The following is a 21,736-nucleotide window of genomic DNA, read 5'->3' as shown; positions in this document are numbered from 1 at the left end:
GGTCCGGACTAGCCGGTAACCTTACTGCCCGGTAAGCGCTCACGGGGAGACCAGCGCTCGCTTTTCAGGAGGTTCCCGAGCCCGGCCCGGGCGAAGTTCATCAGCGTCGCGGCGGCCTCCTTCGCCGTCACCCCCGGGGTCTCGTTCGCCCAGCCGGCCAGCGACTCGGCCGACCCCGTCAGCGCCTGCGCGAGCGCGTCCACGTCCCGCCCGGTGATGACCACGCCCGCCTCCCGGGCGGCCTCCCCGATCAGTCCCGCCACGAAGCCCACGATCTCGTCCCGCATCCGCGCCACCTCGCCGGCGAACGGCTCCCCCTGCGTCCGCGCCTGCCGGCTCAGCACCGTCCACGCGTCCGGATGCCCGGCCGCGTGCGTGAAGAAGGCGAGCGGCCCCGCCCAGAGCCGCTCGTCCGGCGGCACCTCCGGCCCCCCGACCCCGGCGTCCACGGCCGCGAGCAACGCCCCCGCCTCGCGCCGCGCCGTATGCGGGCGGTGAACAGCTCCTCCTTGATCCGCTGGATGCCCCGCGAAGCGCGTACGTGCCCCCCGCCCGGTCCGGGCGGGGGGCACGTACGCGCTTCGCGGGGGTCAGGCGGCGGCCGCGACCGGGACCTTCCGGTCGCCGTCGACGCCCTCGGCCGGGTCGTCGACCGGGGACGAGGAGGCGTGCTCGTACGCGGTGAGGTCGAGGATCTTCTCGCGGGCCGAGACGATCACCGGGATCAGCGCCTGGCCCGCCACGTTCGTGGCCGTCCTCATCATGTCCAGGACCGGGTCGATCGCCATGAGGAGGCCGACGCCCTCCAGGGGGAGGCCCAGGGTGGAGAGGGTCAGGGTGAGCATGACCGTGGCGCCGGTGAGGCCGGCGGTGGCCGCCGAGCCGACGACCGAGACGAAGGCGATCAGCAGGTAGTCGCCGACGCCGAGCTGCACGTCGAAGATCTGCGCGATGAAGATCGCGGCGAGTGCCGGGTAGATCGCGGCGCAGCCGTCCATCTTGGTCGTGGCGCCGAACGGGACGGCGAAGGAGGCGTACTCCTTCGGGACGCCGAGGCGCTCGGTGACCTTCTGGGTGACCGGCATGGTGCCGACGGAGGAGCGGGAGACGAAGGCCAGCTGGATGGCGGGCCAGGCGCCCTTGTAGAACTGGAGCGGGTTGACCTTGGCGACCGTGGCGAGCAGCAGCGGGTAGACGCCGAAGAGGACCAGGGCGCAGCCGACGTAGATGTCGGCGGTGAAGGTCGCGTACTTGCCGATCAGGTCCCAGCCGTAGTCGGCGATGGCGAAGCCGATGAGGCCGACGGTGCCGAGCGGGGCGAGGCGGATGACCCACCACAGGGCCTTCTGGAGGAGCTCGAGGACCGACTCGGAGAGGGTGAGGATCGGCTTGGCCCGGTCGCCGAGCTTGAGGGCGGCGATGCCGGCGACGGCGGCCATGAAGACGATCTGGAGGACGTTCAGCTCGGTGAAGGGCGTGATGACGTCCGTCGGGACGATGCCGGTGAGGAAGTCGATCCAGGAGCCCTCGTGCTTGGGGAGCTTGCCGTCCTTCGGCGTGAGGCCGGTGCCGGCGCCCGGGTCGGTGATCAGGCCGATCGCGAGGCCGATGCCGACCGCGATGAGCGAGGTGATCATGAACCAGAGCAGCGTGCGGGTGGCGAGGCGGGCGGCGTTGTTCACCTTCCGCAGGTTGGTGATCGACACCAGGATCGCGAAGAAGACGAGCGGCGCGACGGCCAGCTTGAGCAGCTGGACGAAGATGTCGCCGATCTGGCCGAGGGTCTCCTTCAGCCAGGAGACGTCCTGGCTGCGGGCGATCCAGCCGAGGAGGGCTCCGAGGGCCAGACCGGCGATGATCTGGGCCCAGAAGGGGACCTTGGGTATCCGGGGCTTCGCCTCGGGCGTCACGGACGCGGACACGGGCACACTCCACAGGTGCGTATCGGGGAATACGGGGACGGGGGTGCGGCACACACGCGCTGGGCGCGGGCCGCTGCATGATGCCGGATCAGAAGGCGCGGCAACAGACCGCGGACATACAGCGGCAGAGGTCGACGTGCAGGCGCGCCACGAGCGGGGTGCTCGCGGCGTCGGAGGGGCGCACTGCTGTCTTCATGGCCCACACGTTAACACTTGAACTTTGAGAACCTCAAAGCTCTTCTTTGGGGCCCGGGACGCCGTTTCACCTCCGAAACGCAGAACACCCCAGGCAGGAGCCTTGGAAGGCCCTGCCCGGGGTGGACGTCTGTGAGGAAGCTTACGTAGCCCTTATACGGCTACAGCACGTCCTCCTGGGAGCGGTTCGCGTTCAGCCGGCCCTTGGCGCGGTCGACCTTCGCCACGACCTCCGCGCTCGCCTCGTCCCGCACCTTGCGCAGGAGCACGAAGCTGAGCGGGGCGGAGACGACGATGGAGAGGACGAGGACCCAGAGCAGGTTCGAGTCGCCCAGACCGCGCGGCAGCGCGCCGACGTAGACGAGACCCCACAGGGCGAGGAAGCACCCGGCGAAGATCCCGAGCCGCATCAGCGTGTAGCGGAGCATGTCAGTCCAGTCTTCCGTTCCGAAAGATCCCGAAGTTTCCCAGCGGGACGAGCGCCTTCCAGTGAAGCACGCGACGGCGCCCGATCCGGGACCGGGCCTCTTGAGCACCAGGTGAGTAATGGATACGCTCCCCCTATGACCCTTACGTTCGAGGTGGATCCGGCAGTCGACCCCGCCCTGCGCGACGGCGTGCTCTCCCTCTGGGCCGACGTCTCCAACGCGGGCGGCGCGGTCGGCTTCGTGCCCCCCGTCACCCCCGAGGAGATACGCCCCGCGCTGCTCAGGCACCTGGTCGCCATGGCCGAGGGCGGCACCCGCCTCCTGGTCGGCCGCGACGAGGACGGCCGGGTCGCCGCCACCGCCTTCTTCACCTTCAACACCCACCCGCTGATGACCCACTGGGTGTGGCTCTACACCGTGATGGTCCACCCCCGGCACCAGGGCCGGGGATACGGCCGCGACCTCATGGCGGCCGTCGAGCACACCGCCCGCACCGCCGGGGGCTTCGAGGCGATCGAGGCGATCCGGCTGACCTGCCGGGGCGGCACCGGCGTCGACGGCTTCTACGCCAGGTCCGGCTACAAGGAGGTCGGCCGCGTCCCCGACGCGATCCGGGTCGCCCCCGGCGACGACCGCGACGACATCATCATGCTGCTGCCGTTGGGGTGAACGCGGAGAGGGCCGGCGGGGACGCCCCCGCCGGCCCTCTCGCCGTGCCCTCTCACCGCACCCTTCCGCCGTGCGAACGGCGTCAGACCCGCATCGGCTGCGGCGACTCGCGCCGGTCCGCGTCCGGGCCCGGGTACTCGCGGATGATCTCGTACCGCGTGTTCCGCTCGACCGGCCGGAAGCCCGCGTCACGGATCAGTTCGAGCAGGTCCTCGCGGCCCAGCTTGTTCGGCGTGCCGTAGTTGTCGGCGTCGTGCGTGATCTTGTACTCGACGACCGAGCCGTCCATGTCGTCGGCGCCGTGCTGGAGCGCCAGCTGCGCGGTCTGGACGCCGTGCATGACCCAGAAGACCTTGACGTGCGGCACGTTGTCGAAGAGCAGCCGGGAGACCGCGAAGGTCTTCAGGGCCTCGGCGCCGGTCGCCATCGTGGTGCGCGCCTGGAGCCTGTTGCGGATCTTGCCGTCCTGCATGTCCACGAAGTCGTGCTGGTAGCGCAGCGGGATGAAGACCTGGAAGCCGCCGGTCTCGTCCTGGAGCTCGCGCAGCCGGAGCACGTGGTCCACGCGGTGGCGCGGCTCCTCGATGTGCCCGTAGAGCATGGTCGAGGGGGTCTTGAGCCCCTTCTCGTGGGCGAGCCGGTGGATCCGGGACCAGTCCTCCCAGTGGGTGCGGTGGTCCACGATGTGCTGCCGGACCTCCCAGTCGAAGATCTCGGCGCCGCCGCCGGTCAGGGACTCCAGGCCGGCCTCGATCAGCTCGTCGAGGATCTCGGAGGCGGAGAGGCCGGAGATCGTCTCGAAGTGGTGGATCTCGGTGGCCGTGAACGCCTTGAGGGAGACGTTCGGCAGGGCCTTCTTGAGCTCGGAGAGGGAGCGCGGGTAGTAGCGCCAGGGCAGGTTGGGGTGGAGCCCGTTGACGATGTGGAGCTCGGTGAGGTTCTCGTTCTCCATCGCCTTCGCGAGGCGCACGGCCTCCTCGATGCGCATGGTGTACGCGTCCTTCTCGCCCGGCTTGCGCTGGAAGGAGCAGTAGGCGCAGGAGGCGGTGCAGACGTTGGTCATGTTCAGATGCCGGTTGACATTGAAGTGGACCACGTCGCCGTTCTTGCGGGTCCGGACCTCGTGGGCCAGACCGCCGAGCCAGGCGAGGTCGTCGGACTCGTACAGGGCGATGCCGTCCTCACGGCTCAGCCGCTCACCGTCCCGGACCTTCTGCTCAAGTTCGCGCTTGAGTCCCGCGTCCATGTACGGCCGCCTCCCTCTTGTCTCCGATTCAAGCTCCACCCACCGTACTCTCAGCCCTCCTCGGGCAGCTCCCCGACCCGGTTCTCCCACTTGGTGGAGAGCACGATCGTCGTACGGGTGCGGGAGACGCCCTTGGTGCCGGAGAGGCGGCGGATCGTCTTCTCCAGGCCGTCGACGTCGTTCGCGCGCACCTTGAGCATGAAGGAGTCGTCGCCGGCGATGAACCAGCAGTCCTCGATCTCGGCGAGGTCCTTCAGGCGGCGGGCCACGTCCTCGTGGTCGGCGGCGTCGGAGAGGGAGATGCCGATGAGGGCGGTGACGCCGAGGCCGAGCGAGGCGGCGTCGACGGTGGCGCGGTAGCCGGTGATGACCCCGGCGGCTTCGAGCCGGTTGATGCGGTCGGTGACGGAGGGCCCGGAGAGCCCGACGAGCCGGCCGAGCTCGGCGTACGAGGCGCGGCCGTTCTCGCGCAGAGCCTGGATGAGCTGCCTGTCCACGGCGTCCATAAAGAGGAACCTTCCATTGTCCAGCGATACCGCGAGTTTAGGTATAGAATCTAAGGTACACAGGGAAGACGCCCTGTGAATCTTTCAGCAGATCAAAGACGATCTTTCAGGAGTGGTGTTCACCGTGTACACGATCGAGATGGCCTACGCACGCATGCGCGAGCTGCAGGACCTGGCCAACCGCTCGCGTGCCCACCAGCCGACCGCCGCCTCGAAGCGCGCCGCGAAGAAGCGCGCCAAGAAGCGCTAAGCAGACGGGAGAGCGCCACCGAGCTCTCCCTTCCACCGGCGGTACAGCCCGTGCGGCACGCCTGCCGCGTCGAGCACCCGCCCGGCGACGAAGTCCACCAGATCCTGGATGTGCGTCGCCCCCGCGTAGAACGCCGGAGAGGCGGGCAGCACCACGGCGCCCGCCTCGTCCAGCGTCACCATGTGCTTGAGCGTCTGCCCGTTCAGCGGGGTCTCCCGCACCGCGACCACCAGCGGGCGCCGCTCCTTCAGCGTCACGCTCGCCACCCGCTGCAGCAGGTCCTTCGAGAGCCCGAGCGCCACTCCCGCCACCGCGGCGGTCGAGGCCGGCACCACCAGCATCCCCTTCGCCGGGTACGAACCGGAGGACGGCCCCGCGGCCAGGTCCCCGGCCGTCCAGTACCGCACGTCGTCCAGCCGGCCCGACACGTCGAAGGCGTCTGGCTTCCCGTCCGCGCCCCGCGCCAGCCAGGCCGCCAGGTCCTCGCGCCAGTGCGCGTCCCGGAAGGCGATCCCCGTCTCGTCGAGCAGCGTCAGCCGCGAGGCGCGCGACACGACGAGGTCGACGCCCTCCCCCGCCTCCAGCAGCCCCCTCAGCACGGCGGCGGCGTACGGCGTGCCCGACGCCCCGGAAACCCCCACGATCCAGGGGGTGCGCTTGCCGTCGTTCATGCCGTCGAGCCTATCCGTCGTCGTACCGGGGCTACGGGGTGAGCCCGCGGACCAGCAGGTCGAGGAGGGCGCACACGAACAGGCTGATGCCGATGAACCCGTTCGTCGTGAAGAACGCCCTGTTCAGACGGGACAGGTCGTGCGGCTTCACGATCGTGTGCTCGTAGCCGAAGGCGACGACCACGATCACCAGACCGATCCAGAAGAAGAGGCCCGCGCCCGTCACCAGGGCGTACCAGACGAGCAGGCCCGTCGTCACGACCGCCGAGGCGCGGGCGCCCCACAGCGCCGCCGGGACGCCGAAGCGGGCCGGCACCGACATCACGCCGTGCGCCCGGTCCGCCTGCACGTCCTGGCAGGCGAAGATCAGGTCGAAGCCGCCGATCCAGACGCCCACCGCGAGGCCCAGGACGACCGCGTCCCAGGACCACTCGCCGGTCACCGCGAGCCAGGCGCCGATCGGGCCGATGGACTGGGCGAGGCCCAGGATGGCGTGCGGGAAGTTGGTGAACCGCTTGCCGTACGGATAGACGACCATCGGGACGACGGCCAGCGGCGCGAGCGCCAGACAGAGCGGGTTCAGCAGGGCGGCGGCGCCGAGGAAGACGACGACGGCGATGCCCGCGCCGATCCACGCCGAGCGCACGGACACCGCACCGGTCACCAGCTCCCGCCCGGCCGTCCGCGGATTGCGCGCGTCGATCTCGCGGTCGATGATCCGGTTGCAGGCCATGGCGAAGGTCCGCAGGCCCACCATGCACACGGTCACCAGGAACAACGTCCACCAGTGGATGTTCCTGTCCACCTGGTACATCGCGGTGAGCGAGGCGATGTAGGCGAAGGGCAGCGCGAAGACCGAGTGCTCGATCATCACGAGCCGCAGGAACGCCTTGGTGCGGCCGGGCTGGGCGCCCGGCACGGCGGCCGTGGTCACAGCCCGTACTCCTTCCAGCGGCGGTCCACCAGGGCCGCCGTCGCCGGGTCCGACTCCACCATGTCCGGCCAGCCGCCGTCCCGGGTGTAGCCCTCCTCGGGCAGCTTCTTCGTCGCGTCGATGCCCGCCTTGCCGCCCCAGAACTGCTGGTACGAGGCGTGGTCGAGGTGGTCGACCGGCCCCTCCACCACGGTCAGGTCACGGGCGTAGTCGGTGTTGCCGAGGGCCCGCCAGGAGACCTCGTGCAGGTCGTGGACGTCGCAGTCCTTGTCGACCACGATGATCAGCTTGGTCAGCGACATCATGTGCGCGCCCCAGATGGCGTGCATGACCTTCTGCGCGTGCTTCGGGTACTTCTTGTCGATCGAGACGATCGCGCAGTTGTGGAAGCCGCCCGACTCCGGCAGGTGGTAGTCCACGATGTCCGGGATGATGATCTTGAGGAGCGGCAGGAAGAACCGCTCCGTCGCCCGCCCCAGCGGACCGTCCTCGGTCGGCGGGCGCCCCACCACGATCGACTGGAGCAGCGGGCGCCTGCGCATCGTGACGCAGTCGATCCTCAGCGCGGGGAACGGCTCCTGCGGGGTGTAGAAGCCGGTGTGGTCGCCGAAGGGGCCCTCCGGCAGCATCTCGCCCGGCTCCAGCCAGCCCTCGATCACCACCTCGGCGTTCGCCGGCACCTGGAGCGGCACCGTCTTGCAGTCGACCATCTCGATCCGCTTGCCCTGCACGAAGCCGGCGAAGAGGTACTCGTCGATGTCGCCGGGCAGCGGCGCCGTCGAGGCGTACGTGACGGCGGGCGGGCAGCCGAAGGCGATGGCGACCGGCAGCCGCTCGCCCTTCGCGGCGGCCACCGCGTAGTGGTTGCGGCTGTCCTTGTGGATCTGCCAGTGCATGCCGATGGTGCGCTTGTCGTGCCGCTGGAGCCGGTAGAGCCCCAGGTTCCGCACGCCGGTCTCGGGGTGCTTGGTGTGGGTGAGGCCCAGGTTGAAGAAGGACCCGCCGTCCTTCGGCCAGGTGAACAGCGCCGGCAGCTTGTCCAGGTCGACGTCGTCGCCGGTGAGGACGACCTCCTGCACAGGAGCCTCCTTGACCTTCTTCGGCGGCACGTGGACCATCGAGCCCAGCTTCCCGAAGGCCTCGCGGACCCCGATGAAGCCCTGCGGCAGCTCCGGCTTGAGGAGCCCGCCGATCTTCTCGCTGATCTCGCCGTACGACTTCAGGCCGAGCGCCTTGAGCAGCCGGCGGTCCGTCCCGAAGACGTTCATCGCGAGCGGCATGGCGGAGCCCTTGACGTTCTCGAAGAGGAGCGCCGGGCCTCCCGCCTTGTTCACCCGGTCGACGATCTCCCCGACCTCCAGGTACGGGTCGACTTCGGCCTTGATGCGCTTGAGGTCGCCTTCGCGCTCCAGCGCCCTGAGCAGCGAGCGGAGATCGTCGTAAGCCATAAGGGCCAGTATCGGTCACGGGCTAGGCTTGGGCTGTCACCGGGGCCGCCGCAACCGGCCCCGCCGCTGCTTCCAGGGGGCCGCACCACATGCTCAGGGCACTGATGTACATCCTGCCGCTGGCGCTGACGATCTACGCCTTCATCGACTGCCTGAACACCCCCGAGGACGAGGCCAAGCACCTGCCGAAGGTGGTCTGGGTCATCATCATCCTGCTGTTCTGGATCGTGGGCCCGGTCGTCTGGTTCGCCGCCGGCAAGATGCGGCACGCCCCCGCCGGGGGCCGTACGCCCTCCGAGTGGCACCGGAACCACCGCTCCGAGTGGGTCGCCCCCGACGACAACCCCGAGTTCCTCGAGTCCCTCCGCGGGGAGAACAAGAAGGACGAGTCCCTCCTCAAGGACTGGGAGGCGGACCTGCGCCGCCGCGAGGAGGAGCTGAAGCGGCGCGAGCGCGGCGAGGACACGGAGACCGAGGGCTGATGGAGCTGCGGCTCCTGGCCACCTTCGAGAAGGTCGCCGACGTCCTCTCCTTCACCCGGGCGGCGGCCGAGCTCGGCTACGCCCAGTCGAGCGTCACCAGTCAGGTCCGCGCCCTGGAGTCCTCCCTCGGGGTCGACCTCTTCGAGCGCCTCGGCTCCCGCATCCGCCTCACGGAGGCCGGCGAACGGCTCCTGCCGTACGCCCGCCGGATGGCGGACCTGGCGGAGGAGGCCCGTTCCGCCGTCGCGACCACGGCGGAACTCTCGGGTCCGATCGCGATCGGCACGATGGAGTCGCTCACCTCCTACCGGCTGCCGCCGCTCCTGGAGTACTTCCACCACCGCTACCCGAAGGTGCGGCTGACGCTGCGGCCCACGCTCGGCGACGAGACCCGGAAGGCGCTGCGGCAGGGCACGTACGACGTCGGCTTCCTGATGGAGCCGGAGACGGAGCACGAGGGCCTGGAGACGGAGGTCCTCGCCCCGGAGCCGCTGGTCCTGGTGGCGGCCCCGGGCCACGCCCTGGCGGACCGCGCGTCCCTGACGAGCGCGGACCTGGCGGACACCCGGCTCCTGGGCACCGAGCCGGGCTGTGCGTACCGCGACCTGTTCGAGGCGGAACTGCGGGAGTGGGCGCCGTCGTTCATGGAGTTCGGCACGATCGAGGCGACGAAGCGGGGCGCGGGGGCGGGCCTGGGGGCGGCGCTGCTGCCGAGGGTGACGGTCGCGGAGGAGCTGGCGTCCGGGGTGCTGGTGGAGCTCTCCTGGGAGGCCCCCTTCACCCTCTTCACGCAGCTCGCCTGGCGGCGGGGGAAGCGGCTTCCGGCCCATGTGCGGCTGTTCGTGGAGCAGGCGCGGCGGCTGGTGTCCGAGCAGCGAGGGTGACCCTGAGGCTCGCGAGGACGATCAGCGGGACGCCGAGCGCCTGGACGAGCCCGATGTGGTGCCCGTACACCGCCCAGTCGACGCCCATGGCGACGGCCGGGTAGGTGAAGGCGAGCACGGCGATCTTGGCGGTGGGCAGCTTGGCGTAGGCCGCGTACATGAGCACGTACATGAGCCCGGTGTGGATGAACCCCAGCCCGACGAGCCAGCCCCAGCCGACCCCGCCGACGCCCCCGAAATCGACGAAGGGCAGCAGCAGCGGCATCCCCACCAGCACCTGGACGAGCGCGATCAGATGGGGCCGCACGCCGGTGATCCGCTTGGTGACGAAGGTCGCGAGGGCGTAGAGCACGGCGGCGACGAGCGCGAAGCCGAGCCCCTTGAGGGAGGCGGTGTCCCCGGGCCTGACGCCGGACACGAGCACGAGCCCGACGAAGGCGAGGGCGAGCCACCCCAGCTTGGCGCCGGAGATCCGCTCCCGCAGGAGGACGGCTCCGAGGAGCACGAGGAAGAACGGCTGCGTGTGGTAGACGACGGTGGCGAGGGAGATGGAACTGGCCTCGTACGCCTCGAAGAGGAACACCCAGTTGAAGACGATGAACACCCCGCCGAGCGCGGCGAGCCCCAGCTTCCTCGCCGTGAACCCGTGCCCGGTGAAGAACCCCCGCACCAGGCTGTAGGCCCCGAGCGCGACGGCCCCGAAGAGGCACCGGAAGAACACCACCTCGAAGGGGGAGGCGCCGGACTCGACGACGAAGACGCCGAGGGTGCCGGAGAGCACCATGGCGAGGGTCAGTTCGAGGGTTCCCCTGGTCTCGTTTCTCATGGGAACGACGCTACGAACGGAGCCGCGGGCGGTCCACGAGCCAGTGGGGCGTCCTCCCGATGGGGCCGATCGACGGGGCCGATGGGGGCCGGAATGCCTCGGCGCGGGGCCGAGTCGGCACCGGACACGACTCTCGACGCCGTCCACGGCCCGGACCGCTCGCTCCTCGGAGTCCTGACGGGAACGGCTTCCCGCCCGGGCCGGATCCGGGCCGACGAGCGGGCGATGCTCCGCGCCGAGACCTTCTTCCGGGGCGAGACCCCGCCCGCCCGGTTCCCCTACGAGGAGGTCGGCGCCGTCGCGTGAGACCCGCCCGCCGGGGGAAGCCGTCTCCCCGGGCGGGCGGCCGGACGCGGGACGTCAGTTGTCGGAGCCGACGGTGTTGTCGTGGCCGGCGTTGAACACGTCGTCCTGCGCGAACTGGAGCCAGTCGCCGAAGACGACGGTGTACGAGCCCTCCGGCTCGATCTCGACGTTCACATCGGCACTCGCGGAGCCGGCGGAGCCGAAGACGATGGCCCCGACGGCAAGGGCGGTCAGCAGGGAACGCATGACAGAGACCTCTCGGTGGAACGACAGAACACTCCGCAAGCTAAGGCTTCCGGTCCTCCGCCCTCCCGAACCCGGCCGGTGCGGCCCCGGGCCTCAGCCGATCGGCGGCAGCCCGACCGGTGGAGGCCCCTCCCGACGGAGGAGAGCCGGCACCGGGCGTGACGCGGGCGCCCCACCGGGGAAGCCTCCCCCCATGGACCGGGAACAGGCCCACCGGTGGCTCGCCACCGCCCTCGACGAGGCCCGCCTCGGGCTGGCCGAAGGCGGGATCCCCATCGGCGCGGCCCTCTACGGCGCCGACGGCGCGCTGCTCGGGCGCGGGCACAACCGGCGCGTGCAGGACGGGGACCCCTCGGCGCACGCCGAGACCGACGCCTTCCGGGCGGCCGGCCGGCAGCGCTCGTACCGGGGGACGACGATGGTGACGACCCTGTCGCCCTGCTGGTACTGCTCCGGGCTCGTCCGGCAGTTCGGGATCTCGCGGGTGGTCGTCGGGGAGGCGGTGACCTTCCGCGGCGGGCACGACTGGCTCGCCGGGCACGGCGTCGAGGTCGTCGTGCTCGACGACGCCGCATGCGTGGCGATCATGCGGGAGTTCATCGCCGACCGCCCCGCCCTGTGGAACGAGGACATCGGCGACGGGTGAAGCGAGCCTGCCCACGATCGACCTGCGCCGCGGCCCCGCCCCGCAGCTGCCCGCCGTCGGCCGCGCCCCGCGCGAGGCCGGGTTCCTGCTGGTCACCGGGCACGGGGTGGACCCCGGCCCGAAGGAGTCGCACTCCTGCCTGCGGGGCCGGCTCGACGCCGTCGCCACGGACTGGGAACAGGTCCACAACAGAGTCGAAAAGCCGACCGCTTTCCCAACACGCCGTCGATATCCTTGAGTTGACTGTGACGGGGGTGGCGGGGGCGTGGACAGAGAGCTGTACGGCCGCGAGGCGGCCCTGGACGAGGGCGGGCTCGTCGCCCGGCTCGTCGGGCTCAGCCGACAGGGGGCCGCGCGCATCGCGTACGAGCACGGGGACGACCCGCCCGTGACGGTCTTCACCGGCGGGCGCGGCATGGGGAAGACCGCCCTGCTCAAGGAGGTCCGCAACCGCTACAAGGGCTACACGCCGCTCGCCCTCCTCGACTGCGCCCGCATCGAACCGCCCGCCGACCACGGCCCCGGCTGGACCCCGGTCACCGGCGCCCTCGCCGAGCTGGCCGTGCAGCTGTCGCCGAAGGTGCTGGGCGCCCGGCCCGTGCGCTTCCCCCGGCTCTCGCTCGGTCTGGTCGCGGTCGCCTCCCTCGCCTGGTCCCAGGAGGACGACGAGCGGGCCCGGCGCGACCTCCAACGGCTCGGGCCGCTCCTCGCGACCGTCGACGCGACCCGGGGCGCCGCCGCCAACTGGGTCGGCAAGGTCCTCGCCAAGCTCGCCGCCACCTTCGCCGACGCCGCCGTCCCGCTCGCCGGGCTGCTCGCCGAGGCGACCGTGGAGACCGTCCTGGAGGAGGTGTTCGGCCGCCTCCAGCGCGGCGCCGAGAGCTGGTACGGCCGCTACCGCAACGCCGGCGGGCGCGCCAAGGCCGGCCTCCAGCAGCTCGCGATCGACTTCGAGCAGGGCGGCCGGCGCCGCCGCGAGGCCGAGGACTTCCTCGTCGGCGCCCTCACCGAGGACCTGCGCCACGCCTACACCGGGCTCCAGCGCGGCGCCCGCATCGGCCGGCCCCTGCTCCTCCTCGACAACGCCCACGAGCCGCTCGGCCGGCGGCTCGTCGAGCCGATCCTGCGCGCCCGCGCCGCCGAGGGCCGCCGCGACCGGGTCGTCGTCCTCGCCACCTCCCGGGTCCGCGACCACGAGGGCCTGCGGCAGGCCACCCGCACCCGGCTGCCGGAGACCGCGCACCGGGCGCCCTGCCCGCGCGGGACGAGCGTCGGCTCGGGCATCCTCGCCGTCGAGCTGACACCGCTCTCCCCCGCCCAGACCCGGTCCGCCTTCGACCACCACGACCCGGCGGGCCGCACCCCCGCCGAGCTCGCCCGCGCCGTCCACCGGCTGACCGGCGGCCGCCCGCTCGGCGTGGCCCTCCTCGGCCGGGCCGCCGGCGAGGCCCCCGCGGAGCTGCGGGCCGGTCTCACCCCGGGCCGGCTCCTCGACCTGACGGTGGAGCTGCGCGAGGACGCCCCGCCGGTGCCCGTCGCCCCCACGCTCCTCGCCGAACTCCTGCCGGTGCGCAGGCCGGGGCCGTACGCCGTGCTGGCCGCGACCCACGACGAGGACTCCGCCCGGATGCTCGCCCACGCCCGGCTCCAGGCGGAGTCCCTGGACGGGGACGTGGCGCTGCGGGTCCGCGACCAGCTGCGCGCCGAGGACTGGGGCGAGGGACCCGGCCACTTCGTCGCCGACCCCCTGCTGCGCACCCTGCTCCTGTACCGGCTGCGCTTCGAGGACGACGACCATCCGCGGTACGCCGCCTGGCACGCCGTCCACGAGACGCTGTACCGGCACTACGGCCCGGGCCCGGGCCCGTACCGCCTCCACCACGGCCTCGCCCTCGGCCGCGTCGAGGAGGCCGTCACGCACCTGCGGGAGACCTTCCCCGGACAGGACGTCCTCGGCTGGCTCGACCGGCTCCGGTTCATCGGCGCCGCCCCGTACCCGCGCGAGCGGGGCCGGCCGGGCCCCGACCCGCGCCGGGCGGTCGCCCTCGGCCAGGAGCCGCCCGGCGCCGTCCCCTCCGGCCTCGATCCCGACACCACCGAACTCCACCTGTCCGTACGACGGCTGCTGCACGCCGTGTGGCTGCTCACCGATCCGCTCGCCCTGCCCGACGACGAGGTCGCCGACCGGCTCGCGCACGAGCTGCGCCGGCTCTCCGGCCGCCATCTGACGGGCAGCGGTTCGCTCTGGGACGCGGCGAGCACCTGGCCGCGCGACATCCGTGCCTGGCGGGAGCCGTCGCTGCCGCCGGGCCGTGAGAACGGAGTCTGACGCCATGTCCCCTCGCTTCACCACGCTGCGCCGCCGCGTCCGCACCCCCCGCCAGAAGCTCGTCGCCTCGCTCGTCACCGCCGCCGTCGTCCTCGGTCTCGGCGGCTACGGCGTCTCCCGGCTGACCACACCGGAGGACCGTTCCTGCGCCACCGGCGTGGCGCGTCCCGTCGGCAGCTCCGAGTGCGTCGGCGTCAACGGCGACGGCCACGCCTTCGGCATGGCGGACCTCGACGAGGTCGCCGGGGCCATCGGCCGCGAGAACGCCACGCTGAAGGCCGGCGAGTACGCGACCGTCGCCGTGCTCCTGCCGCTGACCTCCTCCGACAGCGGCATGCGGGAGAAGGTCCTGCACGAGGTCCAGGGCGCGTACGCCTACCAGTACCGGGCCAACCACGAGTCCAACAGCGAGACCCCGAAGATCCGCCTGGTCCTCGCCAACACCGGCAAGGGCAACGCCCACTGGCGCGAGACCGTCGACCGGCTCGTCGCCATGACGGACACCCCCGACCGGCTGCGGGCCGTCTCCGGCGTGGCCACCTCCTCCACCGAGGTGCGGGAGTCGGTGGCCGCCCTCACCGCCGCCGGGATCGCCGTCGTCGGCACCACCATCACCGCCGACGACATCGCCAACGGCCCCGGGGCCGGCCACAACCGCTACCCGGGGCTCGCCCGCGTCTCCCCCACCAACACCGACGAGGCCAAGGCCCTCTCGCACTTCGGCCGGGTGGACGCCACCAAGGCCTTCCTCGTCCAGGACACCCGGACCGGCGACCACTACACCGACACCCTCAAGGCCGCCTTCGCCGCCAACCTCAAGGGCGCCCCGCACGAGCCGGGCCTCTTCACCTCGCCCGCCGACCCCACCGAGGAGGGCACCACCGCCAACACCTTCCGCCAGATCACCCATCTGATCTGCGACACCCGCGCCGAGACCGTCTTCTTCGCGGGCCGCCACACCCAGCTCCGGCAGTTCATCAACGCACTCGGCTCGCGCGGCTGCGTCGACCGCGCCTTCACCGTCCTCACCGGCGACGAGGGCTCCTACCTGGGCGCGGACGAGAAGCTCGACCGCAAGGCGCTGAAGGCGAGGCTGACCGTGCGGTACGCCTCGCTCGCCCACCCGGACGCCTGGAAGCCGGCGGCCGGGCGTCGGATCCCGGCGACGGGCGGTTCGGTGGTGGCGTACTCGACGTTCCTGACGGACATCGCCCGCGCCGCGAAGAAGCCGGTGGCGCTCGCGGACGGCCAGGCGATCATCGCGTACGACGCGATGGCGACGGCGGTCCACGCGATCCGCCAGGCCACCCCGGACGGCGCGGTCTACCCGGCGAAGGAGGACGTGGGGACGCAGTGGCCGCAGGTCAAGGGCTCCCTGCGGGTGGAGGGCGCGAGCGGCTGGATCTGCCTGGACAACTACGGCAACCCCTACAACAAGGCGGTCCCGATCGTGGAACTGGCCCAGGACGGCACCCAGCGCTTCGTCCAGACGGCCTGGCCGGAGGGCCGCCCGCCCACGGAGACCTGCCTGCCGCCGAAGCGGGGGTGAGCCGCCGCGCCGCCTACGGCACCCACTTGGGCCAGGGGGCCTCGTCGCGCTCGTACAGCTCGCGCAGATGCCGCCACCGCTCCGGCGACCAGTCCCGCCAGTCCACGGGGTGACCGTCCAGGGAAGCCGCGAGCCGCTCGAAGTGGTCGTGCCACCCCGCCAGACAGTCCAGCCGGTGCTCGGCGGACCCCCGCAGCTCGTTGGTGAAACGCAGCACGGTCGACCCGCCGCCCCCGGACCCCGGCTCCAGATGGAACCGGATCCGGCCGTGCGTCGGGCCGACCGTGTACTCGGCCACGCGGTCGGGGTCCCAGGCGGTCACCCGCCCCGAGACCTCGGTGTCGCTGTTGAGCCAGCGGAGGGTCACCCGCCCGCCGAGCCGCGGCTCCAGCGGGTCCGCCTCGCAGAGCCAGGCCGGCAGGCCCTCGGGCGAGGCGACGGCCGCCCAGACCGCCGGCACCGGCTGGGGGAGGTCCACGACGAAGTGCAGCAGGTGCCGGTCGCCGTCGTGGGTCTCGCTCCTGCCCCGGGAGATCTCGCTCATGTCTCCAGCGTCACCCCGGGACAGGTCCCGTGCCAGCTCAGACGCCGGCGTAGGAGTGCTTGCTGGTCACGAAGATGTTGACGCCGTAGTAGTTGAAGAGGAAGCAGGCGAAGGCGATGAGCGCGATGTACGCGGCCTTCCGCCCCTTCCAGCCGGCCGTCGCGCGCGCGTGCAGGTACGCCGCGTAACCGACCCAGGTGATGAAGGACCAGACCTCCTTGGCGTCCCAGCCCCAGTAACGGCCCCACGCGTCACCGGCCCAGATCGCACCGGCGATGATCGTGAAGGTCCACAGCGGGAAGACGGCCGCGTTGACCCGGTACGAGAACTTGTCGAGCGAGGCCGCGGAGGGCAGCCGCTCCATCACCGAACGGGCGAAGGAGCCCGGGTTCCCGCCGGTCGCGAGCTTGTTCTCGTACGAGTCGCGGAAGAGGTACAGCAGGGTCCCGACCGCGCCGATGTAGAAGACCGCGCCGCAGAAGATCGCGGTGGAGACGTGGATCCACAGCCAGTACGAGTCGAGCGCCGGGACCAGCTGGTCGCTGGGGGTCTTCAGCCAGGTGGTGGCCATGCCCAGGTCGAGCAGGACCGTGGTCACCAGCGGCAGGCCGATCCAGCGGATGTCCTTCTTGGCGAGGAGGAAGCCCAGGTACGCGCCGACGGCCACCGTGGAGAAGGTCGTGGAGAACTCGTACATGTTGCCCCAGGGGGCCCGCTGCACGGAGAGCGCCCGGGTGACCACGCCCGCCGCCTCGACCGCGAAGGCGAGGACGGTGAGCGAGACGGCGATGCGGCCGTACAGGTCGCCCTTGACCGTGCCGCCGGCCGCGCCGGGGCCGTCCGGCACGTCACGGGCGCCGGCCGCGGAGCGCGTGACGACCTTCGGCTTGTCGAGGACGGCGGTGCCCCCGGCCTGCTTGACCCGGACGGTCACGGCGGCGGCCGGGGCCTGCTGCGTGAGGGCGGCGGCGGTGCGGCCGACCTTGCTGCGACTGCCGAACACCCACTCGGCGATGTGGGCGAAGAAGGCCAGGGTGTAGACGGCCATCGAGGAGTAGACGAGCAGGTCGCTCATCTGCGCCAGGCTCTCGTTGGTCGTGGCGGCGAGGATCACTTGTCGGCCTCTCCAGAAGGGGCGGGGTCTTCTGCGGGTTCTTCCGCGGGTTCCGGTACGTCTTCCGGTGCGGGCGGCGCCTGCGCGGTGAGCGCGACCGCGAGGTCGCCCAGCTCCTCCGGCAGCTTGGCGGACTCGCTGCGGCTGAGCCCGGCCATCTCGACGACGGTGACGCCGTCCTCACCGCGCACGGCCCGGACCCAGACCCGGCGGCGCTGGATGAAGAGCGAGCCGGTCAGACCGGCGATCGCGGCGATCGCGCCCGCGAGGGCGAGACCGTTCCCCGGCTGCTGCGAGATCTGGAAGCTCGCCCACTCCTTGATGTCCTTCTCGAAGGTGATCGAGCCGGCGCCGTCGGGGAGCGTCATGCTCTCGCCGGGCAGCATGCGCTGCGCGACCCCGGTCCCCTTGTCGATCTTGAACTGCTTCATCTTGGAGGTGTCGAGCTGGTACACGTTCTGCGGCAGGCCGGAGTTCACGCGCAGGTCGCCGTGGTAGCCGGTGAGCGCCATGACCGGGAAGTCGAGCGCGGGGAACTGCGAGAACATCGTGCCCTTGCCCTCGCCCGCGAAGGTCGGCACGAAGAGGGCCGTGAAGCCGAGCTGGGCCTTCTTGCCGTTCTTGTCGCGGTAGCCGTCCATCACCTTGACGGCGCCGGTCGACGTGATGTTGTTGTCGATGGGCAGCATCGGCACGGCGCCGTGGAAGACGGTCTTGCCGCGGCCGTCCTTGACGGTGACGACGGGCGCGTAGCCGTGGGCGATCAGGTAGACCTTGGAGTCGCCCACCTCCAGCGGCTCGTTGACCCGGATGACCTTCTTCCTGTCGGCGCCGCCCTGCGAGTAGGTGACGGCCGCCTCGAAGGTGCGCGGGGTGCCGCGCTGGGGGCCGTTCTTCTCGTACGTGCCGGTGAAGGAGTCCAGGGTGAAGCTGAACGGCTCCAGCTCGTCGGTGCCGAACTGGGACCCGGACTTGAAGTCGTCGTACTGGGTGAGCGTGTTGGAGAAGCCGTCGCCCTCGACGATCAGCTTGCCGCCCTCGGACTTGAAGAGCTGGCCCCAGGCGAAGGCGACGAGCATCACGATCAGGGCGACGTGGAAGGCCAGGTTCCCGGCCTCGCGCAGATAGCCCTTCTCGGCGGCGACCGCGTTCCCGGCGGTGTGGGCGCGGAAGCGGCGGCCCTTGAGGACGGCGAGCGCGGCCTCGCGGACCTGCTCGGGATCGGCCCCGGTGCGCCAGGTGGTGTAGGCGGGCAGCCGGTCGAGGCGCCGGGGGGCACCCGGCGGGCGGCTGCGGAGCTGGCCGACGAACTGCCAGCTGCGCGGCACGATGCAGCCGATGAGGGAGACGAACAGCAGGATGTAGATCGCGGAGAACCACACCGAGCTGTAGACGTCGAAGAACTGCAGCTTCTCGTACAGCGGGGTGAGGGTCTCGTGGGCGTCCTTGAACGCCCGCACCTTCAGCTCGTCCGCGCTGTTCTGCGGGACGAGGGAGCCGGGGACGGCGCCCAGGGAGAGCATGAACAGCAGGATCAGCGCGACCCGCATGGAGGTCAGCTGCCGCCAGAACCAGCGGAGCCAGCCGATCGCCCCGAGGGCGGGGCCGCCGACGGCGGTGTCCTCCTGGGGGGCGGTCGACAGCTGCGCCCCGGCGCTGCCGAGGCCCTCCTGCTGCTCCGTCGTCTCCGGAGAGTCGGTCGTGCTCATGAACTCAGATCCCCACCGTGAAACCGTCGGACCAGCCCTGCATCGTGGACACCATGCCGTTCCACACGCCCGTGAGCATGAGCAGTCCGGTCAGGATCATCATGCCGCCGCCGATCCTCATGACCCACACATAGTGCTTCTTGACCCACCCGAAGGCGCCGAGCGCCTTGCGGAAGGCGACCGCCGCGAGGATGAACGGCAGCCCGAGGCCGACGCAGTACGCGAAGGTCAGCAGCGCTCCCCGGCCGGCGCTGGCCTGCTCCGTGGCGAGGGCGTTGACCGCGGCGAGGGTCGGACCGATGCACGGGGCCCATCCGATGCCGAAGAGCGCGCCGAGCAGCGGGGCGCCGAGCAGGCCGGCGACGGGCTTGCGGTGGATGCGGAACTCGCGCTGGGTGACGCCGGGCACGAGCCCCATGAAGAAGAGGCCCATGAGGACCATCAGCGCTCCGAGGACCTTGCCGAGCAGCTCGCGGTGCTCCTGGAGCGTCCATCCGAAGTAGCCGAAGAGCGCGCCCCCGGAGACGAACACGGCGGAGAAGCCGAGGACGAAGAGGGTGGCTCCGACGGCCATCCGGCCGCGCCGCGCCTCGGCGAGGTCGGTGCCGGTGACGCCGGTCACATAGCTCAGGTAGCCGGGGACGAGCGGCAGGACACAGGGGGAGAAGAAGGAGACCAGGCCGCCGAGGACCGCGATGGGCAGGGCGAGCAGCAGGGCGCCGCTGAAGACCGTCTGGTTCACGTCACTTCTCCGCGAGCAGCGGCTCGATCATCGACCGGAGCTTCTTCTCGTCGAGCGCCATGAGGGAGCGGGCGGCGATCTTGCCCTCCTTGTCGAGGACGACGGTGGAGGGGATGGACTGGGGGTTGAGCGTGCCCTTGGGGAAGCCGAAGAGGATCAGCTTGCCGTTGGGGTCGTAGAGGCTGGGGTAGGGCACCCCGTAGTCCTCTTCGAAGGTGAGCGCCTGCTGCTTGTTGAAGTCGCGGGTGTTGAGGCCGACGAACTCGACGCCCCGGCCCTTGAGGTCCTTGGCGACCTTCACGAAGTGCGAGGCCTCGGCACGGCACGGGCCGCACCAGGAGCCCCAGACGTTGAGGACGACGACCTTGCCCTTGAAGTCGGCGACGTCGAGCCGCTTGCCTTCGAGGGTCTCGCCGGCGATCTCCTTCGGTGCCGTGCGCTCGCCCTTGGCGGCGGTGGAGATGCCGCCCGTGTTGGTCACGAAGTTGGTGTTGCCGCCGCCGCCGGACTTGCCGTTGTCGCCGCCGCCGCAGGCCGAGAGCGTGAGGGCGGCGACGGACAGCATGCCGACGGCGACCAGGGTGCGCCGGGTGCTTCGGGGGGCACGGCTAAGGCTCATGTGAAAAGTTTCGCATGGGCGTTTGGGGGATCTTGGGCACCCCCCTACGTGCCCGTAAAGCCCCTTGTCAAGATCGGCTAAGCGGTCGGGGTGGACGTGGGGGTGGGAGCGGGCCTGAGGAAGGCGTTCCAGCCGCCCGCGGGCTTCTGTCCGACCTCCAGCGAGCGCAGCTTCTCCAGGATCTTCGGGTCCTGGACGTCGAGCCAGTCCACGAACTGCTTGAAGGAGACGAGCCGCACGTCCTTCTTTCCGGCCATTCCCTTGAGCGCCTCTTCGACGGCGTCCATGTAGATGCCGCCGTTCCACTGCTCGAAGTGGTTGCCGATGAAGAAGGGCGCGCGATTCGACTCGTACGCGCGCGTGAAGCCGGAGAGGTACGCCTCGGCCGCCTGCTTGCGCCAGCCCGGGTAGCGCGAGGGCATTCCCTTGGTCGTGTTCTTCGACTGGTTGGCGAGCATGTTGTAGTCCATGGACAGGACCTCGAAGGAGTGCCCCGGGAAGGGCACGGCCTGGAGGGGGAGGTCCCAGATCCCCTGGCGCTTCGTCGGCCACATCTGACGGCCGCCGGGCGAGCTGGCGTCGTAGCGCCAGCCCAGGCGCTTGGCGGTGGGGAGCAGGTTCTCCTGGCCGAGGAGGCAGGGGGTGCGACCGCCGACGAGCTCCTTGGAGTAGTCGAAGGGCAGCGGGTCGAGGTCGGTCCAGCCGCTGTTGGTCTTCCACTCGGTGACGAACTTCATCGCCTGGTCGATCTCGCTCTGCCACTGGGCCGGGGTCCAGTTGCCGACGGAGCCGGAGCCGCCGCAGAAGTGTCCGTTGAAGTGGGTGCCGATCTCGTGTCCGTCGAGCCAGGCCTGCCGGACGTGCTTCAGGGTCTCCTTGATGTGCCCGTCGGTGAGGTAGCCGATGTCGGAGGCGCCGACGCGGTTGTTCGGCGGGCGGTAGAGGTTCTTCTTCGACTCGGGGAGGAGGTAGATCCCGGAGAGGAAGAAGGTCATCGCCGCGTCGTTGTTCTTCGCGAGTTCGAGGAAGCGCGGGAAGAGGCCGTTGCCGACCTCGCCGGCGCCGTCCCAGGAGAAGATCACGAACTGGGGCGGGGTCTGGCCGGGTTCGAGCGGGACGGGGGCGTCGGGCTGGTGCGGCTGCTTGCCGGTGTCGGCGGTGGAACCGTCGCCGATGAGCCGGGCGTCGTCCTTGGTCGGGGTGGGCGTGCCCGGGTCCGCCGAGACGTCACCCCCCTTGCCGGGTCCGGAACGCCCAGGCTTGTCCTGGTTTCCGGTATTGCATGCGGCAAGCCCCATCGCCGCAGCGGCCCCAACGCCCGCTCCGAGCAGCCCCCTTCGACTGATCCCACTGATCCCGCGCATGACATCCCCATTCGCGCTGACGTATGACCTGAACGTCATCCAAACCGACAATGAGTGAGATGCCGGGAGGAACACGGAGGTTCCGGAAAATCGCACAAAAATTTTAG

23 protein-coding genes and 1 pseudogene are annotated in these 21,736 nt (G+C 71.0%); 8 read left to right on the top strand and 16 right to left on the bottom strand.

From position 1 onward, the window contains the following. Positions 1-8: 8 nt before the first annotated feature. The 3 genes and pseudogenes from ACZ66Z_RS16240 to ACZ66Z_RS16230 form a co-directional block, all read right to left on the bottom strand. A pseudogene (locus tag ACZ66Z_RS16240) lies at positions 9-479 on the bottom strand (TetR/AcrR family transcriptional regulator); the annotation flags it as partial. A gap of 111 nt (positions 480-590) precedes the next feature. Then, positions 591-1,922, bottom strand: coding sequence for a dicarboxylate/amino acid:cation symporter (locus ACZ66Z_RS16235; RefSeq protein ID WP_469934617.1), 1,332 nt, complete (start codon positions 1,920-1,922; stop codon positions 591-593). Positions 1,923-2,278: 356 nt separating this feature from the next. Next, complete coding sequence (locus tag ACZ66Z_RS16230) at positions 2,279-2,545, bottom strand: DUF4229 domain-containing protein (RefSeq protein ID WP_469934616.1); 267 nt, start codon at positions 2,543-2,545, stop codon at positions 2,279-2,281. 135 nt (positions 2,546-2,680) lie between these two features. On the opposite strand from ACZ66Z_RS16230, the gene ACZ66Z_RS16225 reads away from it, so the two are divergent. Next, positions 2,681-3,214: a GNAT family N-acetyltransferase gene (locus tag ACZ66Z_RS16225; protein WP_469934615.1), complete on the top strand. Its 534-nt coding sequence runs from the start codon at positions 2,681-2,683 to the stop codon at positions 3,212-3,214. A gap of 82 nt (positions 3,215-3,296) precedes the next feature. Here the strand turns inward: ACZ66Z_RS16225 and mqnE are convergent, their stop codons facing one another. After that, a complete protein-coding gene (mqnE, locus tag ACZ66Z_RS16220) occupies positions 3,297-4,460 on the bottom strand; it encodes an aminofutalosine synthase MqnE (protein WP_356905754.1) in 1,164 nt (387 codons plus the stop codon). A gap of 50 nt (positions 4,461-4,510) precedes the next feature. Beyond that, a complete protein-coding gene (locus tag ACZ66Z_RS16215; protein WP_017241016.1) occupies positions 4,511-4,966 on the bottom strand; it encodes an Lrp/AsnC family transcriptional regulator in 456 nt (151 codons plus the stop codon). Positions 4,967-5,078: 112 nt separating this feature from the next. Here ACZ66Z_RS16215 and ACZ66Z_RS16210 point away from each other — a divergent pair, with 112 nt between their 5' ends. After that, positions 5,079-5,216, top strand: coding sequence for a hypothetical protein (locus ACZ66Z_RS16210; RefSeq protein ID WP_189806327.1), 138 nt, complete (start codon positions 5,079-5,081; stop codon positions 5,214-5,216). Here the strand turns inward: ACZ66Z_RS16210 and ACZ66Z_RS16205 are convergent. Genes ACZ66Z_RS16205 through ACZ66Z_RS16195 form a run of 3 tightly spaced genes read right to left on the bottom strand, consistent with a single transcriptional unit; the run spans position 5,213 to position 8,269 of the window. Continuing rightward, positions 5,213-5,887, bottom strand: a complete 675-nt coding sequence (locus ACZ66Z_RS16205) for a UbiX family flavin prenyltransferase (RefSeq protein ID WP_469934614.1) — start codon at positions 5,885-5,887, stop codon at positions 5,213-5,215. The two genes, ACZ66Z_RS16210 and ACZ66Z_RS16205, sit on opposite strands and share 4 nt — an antisense overlap. Positions 5,888-5,918: 31 nt before the next feature. After that, positions 5,919-6,821 carry a menaquinone biosynthesis prenyltransferase MqnP gene (mqnP, locus tag ACZ66Z_RS16200; RefSeq protein ID WP_469934613.1) on the bottom strand — a complete coding sequence of 301 codons (903 nt, stop codon included), beginning with the start codon at positions 6,819-6,821 and terminating at the stop codon, positions 5,919-5,921. After that, on the bottom strand, positions 6,818-8,269 hold the full coding sequence (locus ACZ66Z_RS16195; RefSeq protein ID WP_469934612.1) for a menaquinone biosynthesis decarboxylase: 1,452 nt from the start codon (positions 8,267-8,269) through the stop codon (positions 6,818-6,820). The genes mqnP and ACZ66Z_RS16195 overlap by 4 nt, the downstream gene beginning before the upstream one ends. An 89-nt stretch (positions 8,270-8,358) precedes the next feature. Here ACZ66Z_RS16195 and ACZ66Z_RS16190 point away from each other — a divergent pair, with 89 nt between their 5' ends. Both ACZ66Z_RS16190 and ACZ66Z_RS16185 read left to right on the top strand, forming a co-directional pair. Further along, on the top strand, positions 8,359-8,751 hold the full coding sequence (locus ACZ66Z_RS16190) for a PLD nuclease N-terminal domain-containing protein (RefSeq protein WP_469934611.1): 393 nt from the start codon (positions 8,359-8,361) through the stop codon (positions 8,749-8,751). Continuing rightward, a complete protein-coding gene (locus ACZ66Z_RS16185) occupies positions 8,751-9,635 on the top strand; it encodes a LysR family transcriptional regulator (protein ID WP_469934610.1) in 885 nt (294 codons plus the stop codon). Before ACZ66Z_RS16190 ends, ACZ66Z_RS16185 begins: the two co-directional genes overlap by 1 nt. Here ACZ66Z_RS16185 and ACZ66Z_RS16180 read toward each other — a convergent pair. After that, complete coding sequence (locus tag ACZ66Z_RS16180) at positions 9,538-10,461, bottom strand: DMT family transporter (protein WP_469934609.1); 924 nt, start codon at positions 10,459-10,461, stop codon at positions 9,538-9,540. The genes ACZ66Z_RS16185 and ACZ66Z_RS16180 overlap by 98 nt on opposite strands. A gap of 93 nt (positions 10,462-10,554) precedes the next feature. Between ACZ66Z_RS16180 and ACZ66Z_RS16175 the strand changes: the two genes are divergently transcribed. Next, the gene (locus ACZ66Z_RS16175) at positions 10,555-10,767 is read left to right on the top strand and encodes a hypothetical protein (protein ID WP_469934608.1); all 213 of its coding nucleotides are present in this window, start codon (positions 10,555-10,557) and stop codon (positions 10,765-10,767) included. A gap of 54 nt (positions 10,768-10,821) precedes the next feature. Here ACZ66Z_RS16175 and ACZ66Z_RS16170 read toward each other — a convergent pair whose 3' ends face one another. Then, the gene (locus ACZ66Z_RS16170) at positions 10,822-11,013 is read right to left on the bottom strand and encodes a hypothetical protein (protein WP_469934607.1); all 192 of its coding nucleotides are present in this window, start codon (positions 11,011-11,013) and stop codon (positions 10,822-10,824) included. 193 nt (positions 11,014-11,206) lie between these two features. Here ACZ66Z_RS16170 and ACZ66Z_RS16165 point away from each other — a divergent pair, with 193 nt between their 5' ends. From ACZ66Z_RS16165 to ACZ66Z_RS16155, 3 genes are all read left to right on the top strand, one after another. Beyond that, positions 11,207-11,659, top strand: a complete 453-nt coding sequence (locus ACZ66Z_RS16165) for a nucleoside deaminase (protein WP_469934606.1) — start codon at positions 11,207-11,209, stop codon at positions 11,657-11,659. Positions 11,660-11,924: 265 nt separating this feature from the next. Next, on the top strand, positions 11,925-13,988 hold the full coding sequence (locus tag ACZ66Z_RS16160) for a hypothetical protein (RefSeq protein ID WP_469934605.1): 2,064 nt from the start codon (positions 11,925-11,927) through the stop codon (positions 13,986-13,988). A gap of 4 nt (positions 13,989-13,992) precedes the next feature. Then, positions 13,993-15,537, top strand: a complete 1,545-nt coding sequence (locus ACZ66Z_RS16155) for an ABC transporter substrate-binding protein (protein ID WP_469934604.1) — start codon at positions 13,993-13,995, stop codon at positions 15,535-15,537. A 13-nt stretch (positions 15,538-15,550) separates the two neighbouring features. Here ACZ66Z_RS16155 and ACZ66Z_RS16150 read toward each other — a convergent pair whose 3' ends face one another. The 6 genes from ACZ66Z_RS16150 to ACZ66Z_RS16125 form a co-directional block, all read right to left on the bottom strand. After that, entirely contained in the window at positions 15,551-16,081 is a 531-nt protein-coding gene (locus ACZ66Z_RS16150) for an SRPBCC domain-containing protein (protein ID WP_469934603.1), read from the bottom strand. Positions 16,082-16,118: 37 nt separating this feature from the next. Next, the gene (ccsB, locus tag ACZ66Z_RS16145; RefSeq protein ID WP_469934602.1) at positions 16,119-17,195 is read right to left on the bottom strand and encodes a c-type cytochrome biogenesis protein CcsB; all 1,077 of its coding nucleotides are present in this window, start codon (positions 17,193-17,195) and stop codon (positions 16,119-16,121) included. After that, on the bottom strand, positions 17,192-18,904 hold the full coding sequence (gene resB / locus ACZ66Z_RS16140) for a cytochrome c biogenesis protein ResB (protein ID WP_469934601.1): 1,713 nt from the start codon (positions 18,902-18,904) through the stop codon (positions 17,192-17,194). The genes ccsB and resB overlap by 4 nt, the downstream gene beginning before the upstream one ends. Positions 18,905-18,908: 4 nt before the next feature. Further along, positions 18,909-19,646, bottom strand: coding sequence for a cytochrome c biogenesis CcdA family protein (locus ACZ66Z_RS16135; RefSeq protein WP_469934600.1), 738 nt, complete (start codon positions 19,644-19,646; stop codon positions 18,909-18,911). Between the two features lies 1 nt (position 19,647). Further along, on the bottom strand, positions 19,648-20,265 hold the full coding sequence (locus ACZ66Z_RS16130) for a TlpA family protein disulfide reductase (RefSeq protein ID WP_469934599.1): 618 nt from the start codon (positions 20,263-20,265) through the stop codon (positions 19,648-19,650). Positions 20,266-20,342: 77 nt separating this feature from the next. Further along, the gene (locus ACZ66Z_RS16125) at positions 20,343-21,620 is read right to left on the bottom strand and encodes a polysaccharide deacetylase family protein (protein ID WP_469934837.1); all 1,278 of its coding nucleotides are present in this window, start codon (positions 21,618-21,620) and stop codon (positions 20,343-20,345) included. Positions 21,621-21,736 lie beyond the last annotated feature (116 nt).

The sequence above is a fragment of the Streptomyces sp. NPDC107498 genome, from assembly GCF_055582805.1.
This window is presented reverse-complemented; position numbering and strand designations above follow the sequence as displayed.

Bases quoted from the DNA above. Each gene is read 5' to 3' on its own strand.
- ACZ66Z_RS16230 (WP_469934616.1), bottom strand. From the start codon at position 2,545: ATGCTCCGCTACACGCTGATGCGGCTCGGGATCTTCGCCGGGTGCTTC.
- ACZ66Z_RS16225 (WP_469934615.1), top strand. From the start codon at position 2,681: ATGACCCTTACGTTCGAGGTGGATCCGGCAGTCGACCCCGCCCTGCGC.
- mqnE (WP_356905754.1), bottom strand. From the start codon at position 4,460: ATGGACGCGGGACTCAAGCGCGAACTTGAGCAGAAGGTCCGGGACGGT.
- ACZ66Z_RS16215 (WP_017241016.1), bottom strand. From the start codon at position 4,966: ATGGACGCCGTGGACAGGCAGCTCATCCAGGCTCTGCGCGAGAACGGC.
- ACZ66Z_RS16205 (WP_469934614.1), bottom strand. From the start codon at position 5,887: ATGAACGACGGCAAGCGCACCCCCTGGATCGTGGGGGTTTCCGGGGCG.
- ACZ66Z_RS16195 (WP_469934612.1), bottom strand. From the start codon at position 8,269: ATGGCTTACGACGATCTCCGCTCGCTGCTCAGGGCGCTGGAGCGCGAA.
- ACZ66Z_RS16190 (WP_469934611.1), top strand. From the start codon at position 8,359: ATGCTCAGGGCACTGATGTACATCCTGCCGCTGGCGCTGACGATCTAC.
- ACZ66Z_RS16185 (WP_469934610.1), top strand. From the start codon at position 8,751: ATGGAGCTGCGGCTCCTGGCCACCTTCGAGAAGGTCGCCGACGTCCTC.
- ACZ66Z_RS16180 (WP_469934609.1), bottom strand. From the start codon at position 10,461: ATGAGAAACGAGACCAGGGGAACCCTCGAACTGACCCTCGCCATGGTG.
- ACZ66Z_RS16175 (WP_469934608.1), top strand. From the start codon at position 10,555: ATGCCTCGGCGCGGGGCCGAGTCGGCACCGGACACGACTCTCGACGCC.
- ACZ66Z_RS16170 (WP_469934607.1), bottom strand. From the start codon at position 11,013: ATGCGTTCCCTGCTGACCGCCCTTGCCGTCGGGGCCATCGTCTTCGGC.
- ACZ66Z_RS16165 (WP_469934606.1), top strand. From the start codon at position 11,207: ATGGACCGGGAACAGGCCCACCGGTGGCTCGCCACCGCCCTCGACGAG.
- ACZ66Z_RS16155 (WP_469934604.1), top strand. From the start codon at position 13,993: ATGTCCCCTCGCTTCACCACGCTGCGCCGCCGCGTCCGCACCCCCCGC.
- ACZ66Z_RS16150 (WP_469934603.1), bottom strand. From the start codon at position 16,081: ATGAGCGAGATCTCCCGGGGCAGGAGCGAGACCCACGACGGCGACCGG.
- resB (WP_469934601.1), bottom strand. From the start codon at position 18,904: ATGAGCACGACCGACTCTCCGGAGACGACGGAGCAGCAGGAGGGCCTC.
- ACZ66Z_RS16130 (WP_469934599.1), bottom strand. From the start codon at position 20,265: ATGAGCCTTAGCCGTGCCCCCCGAAGCACCCGGCGCACCCTGGTCGCC.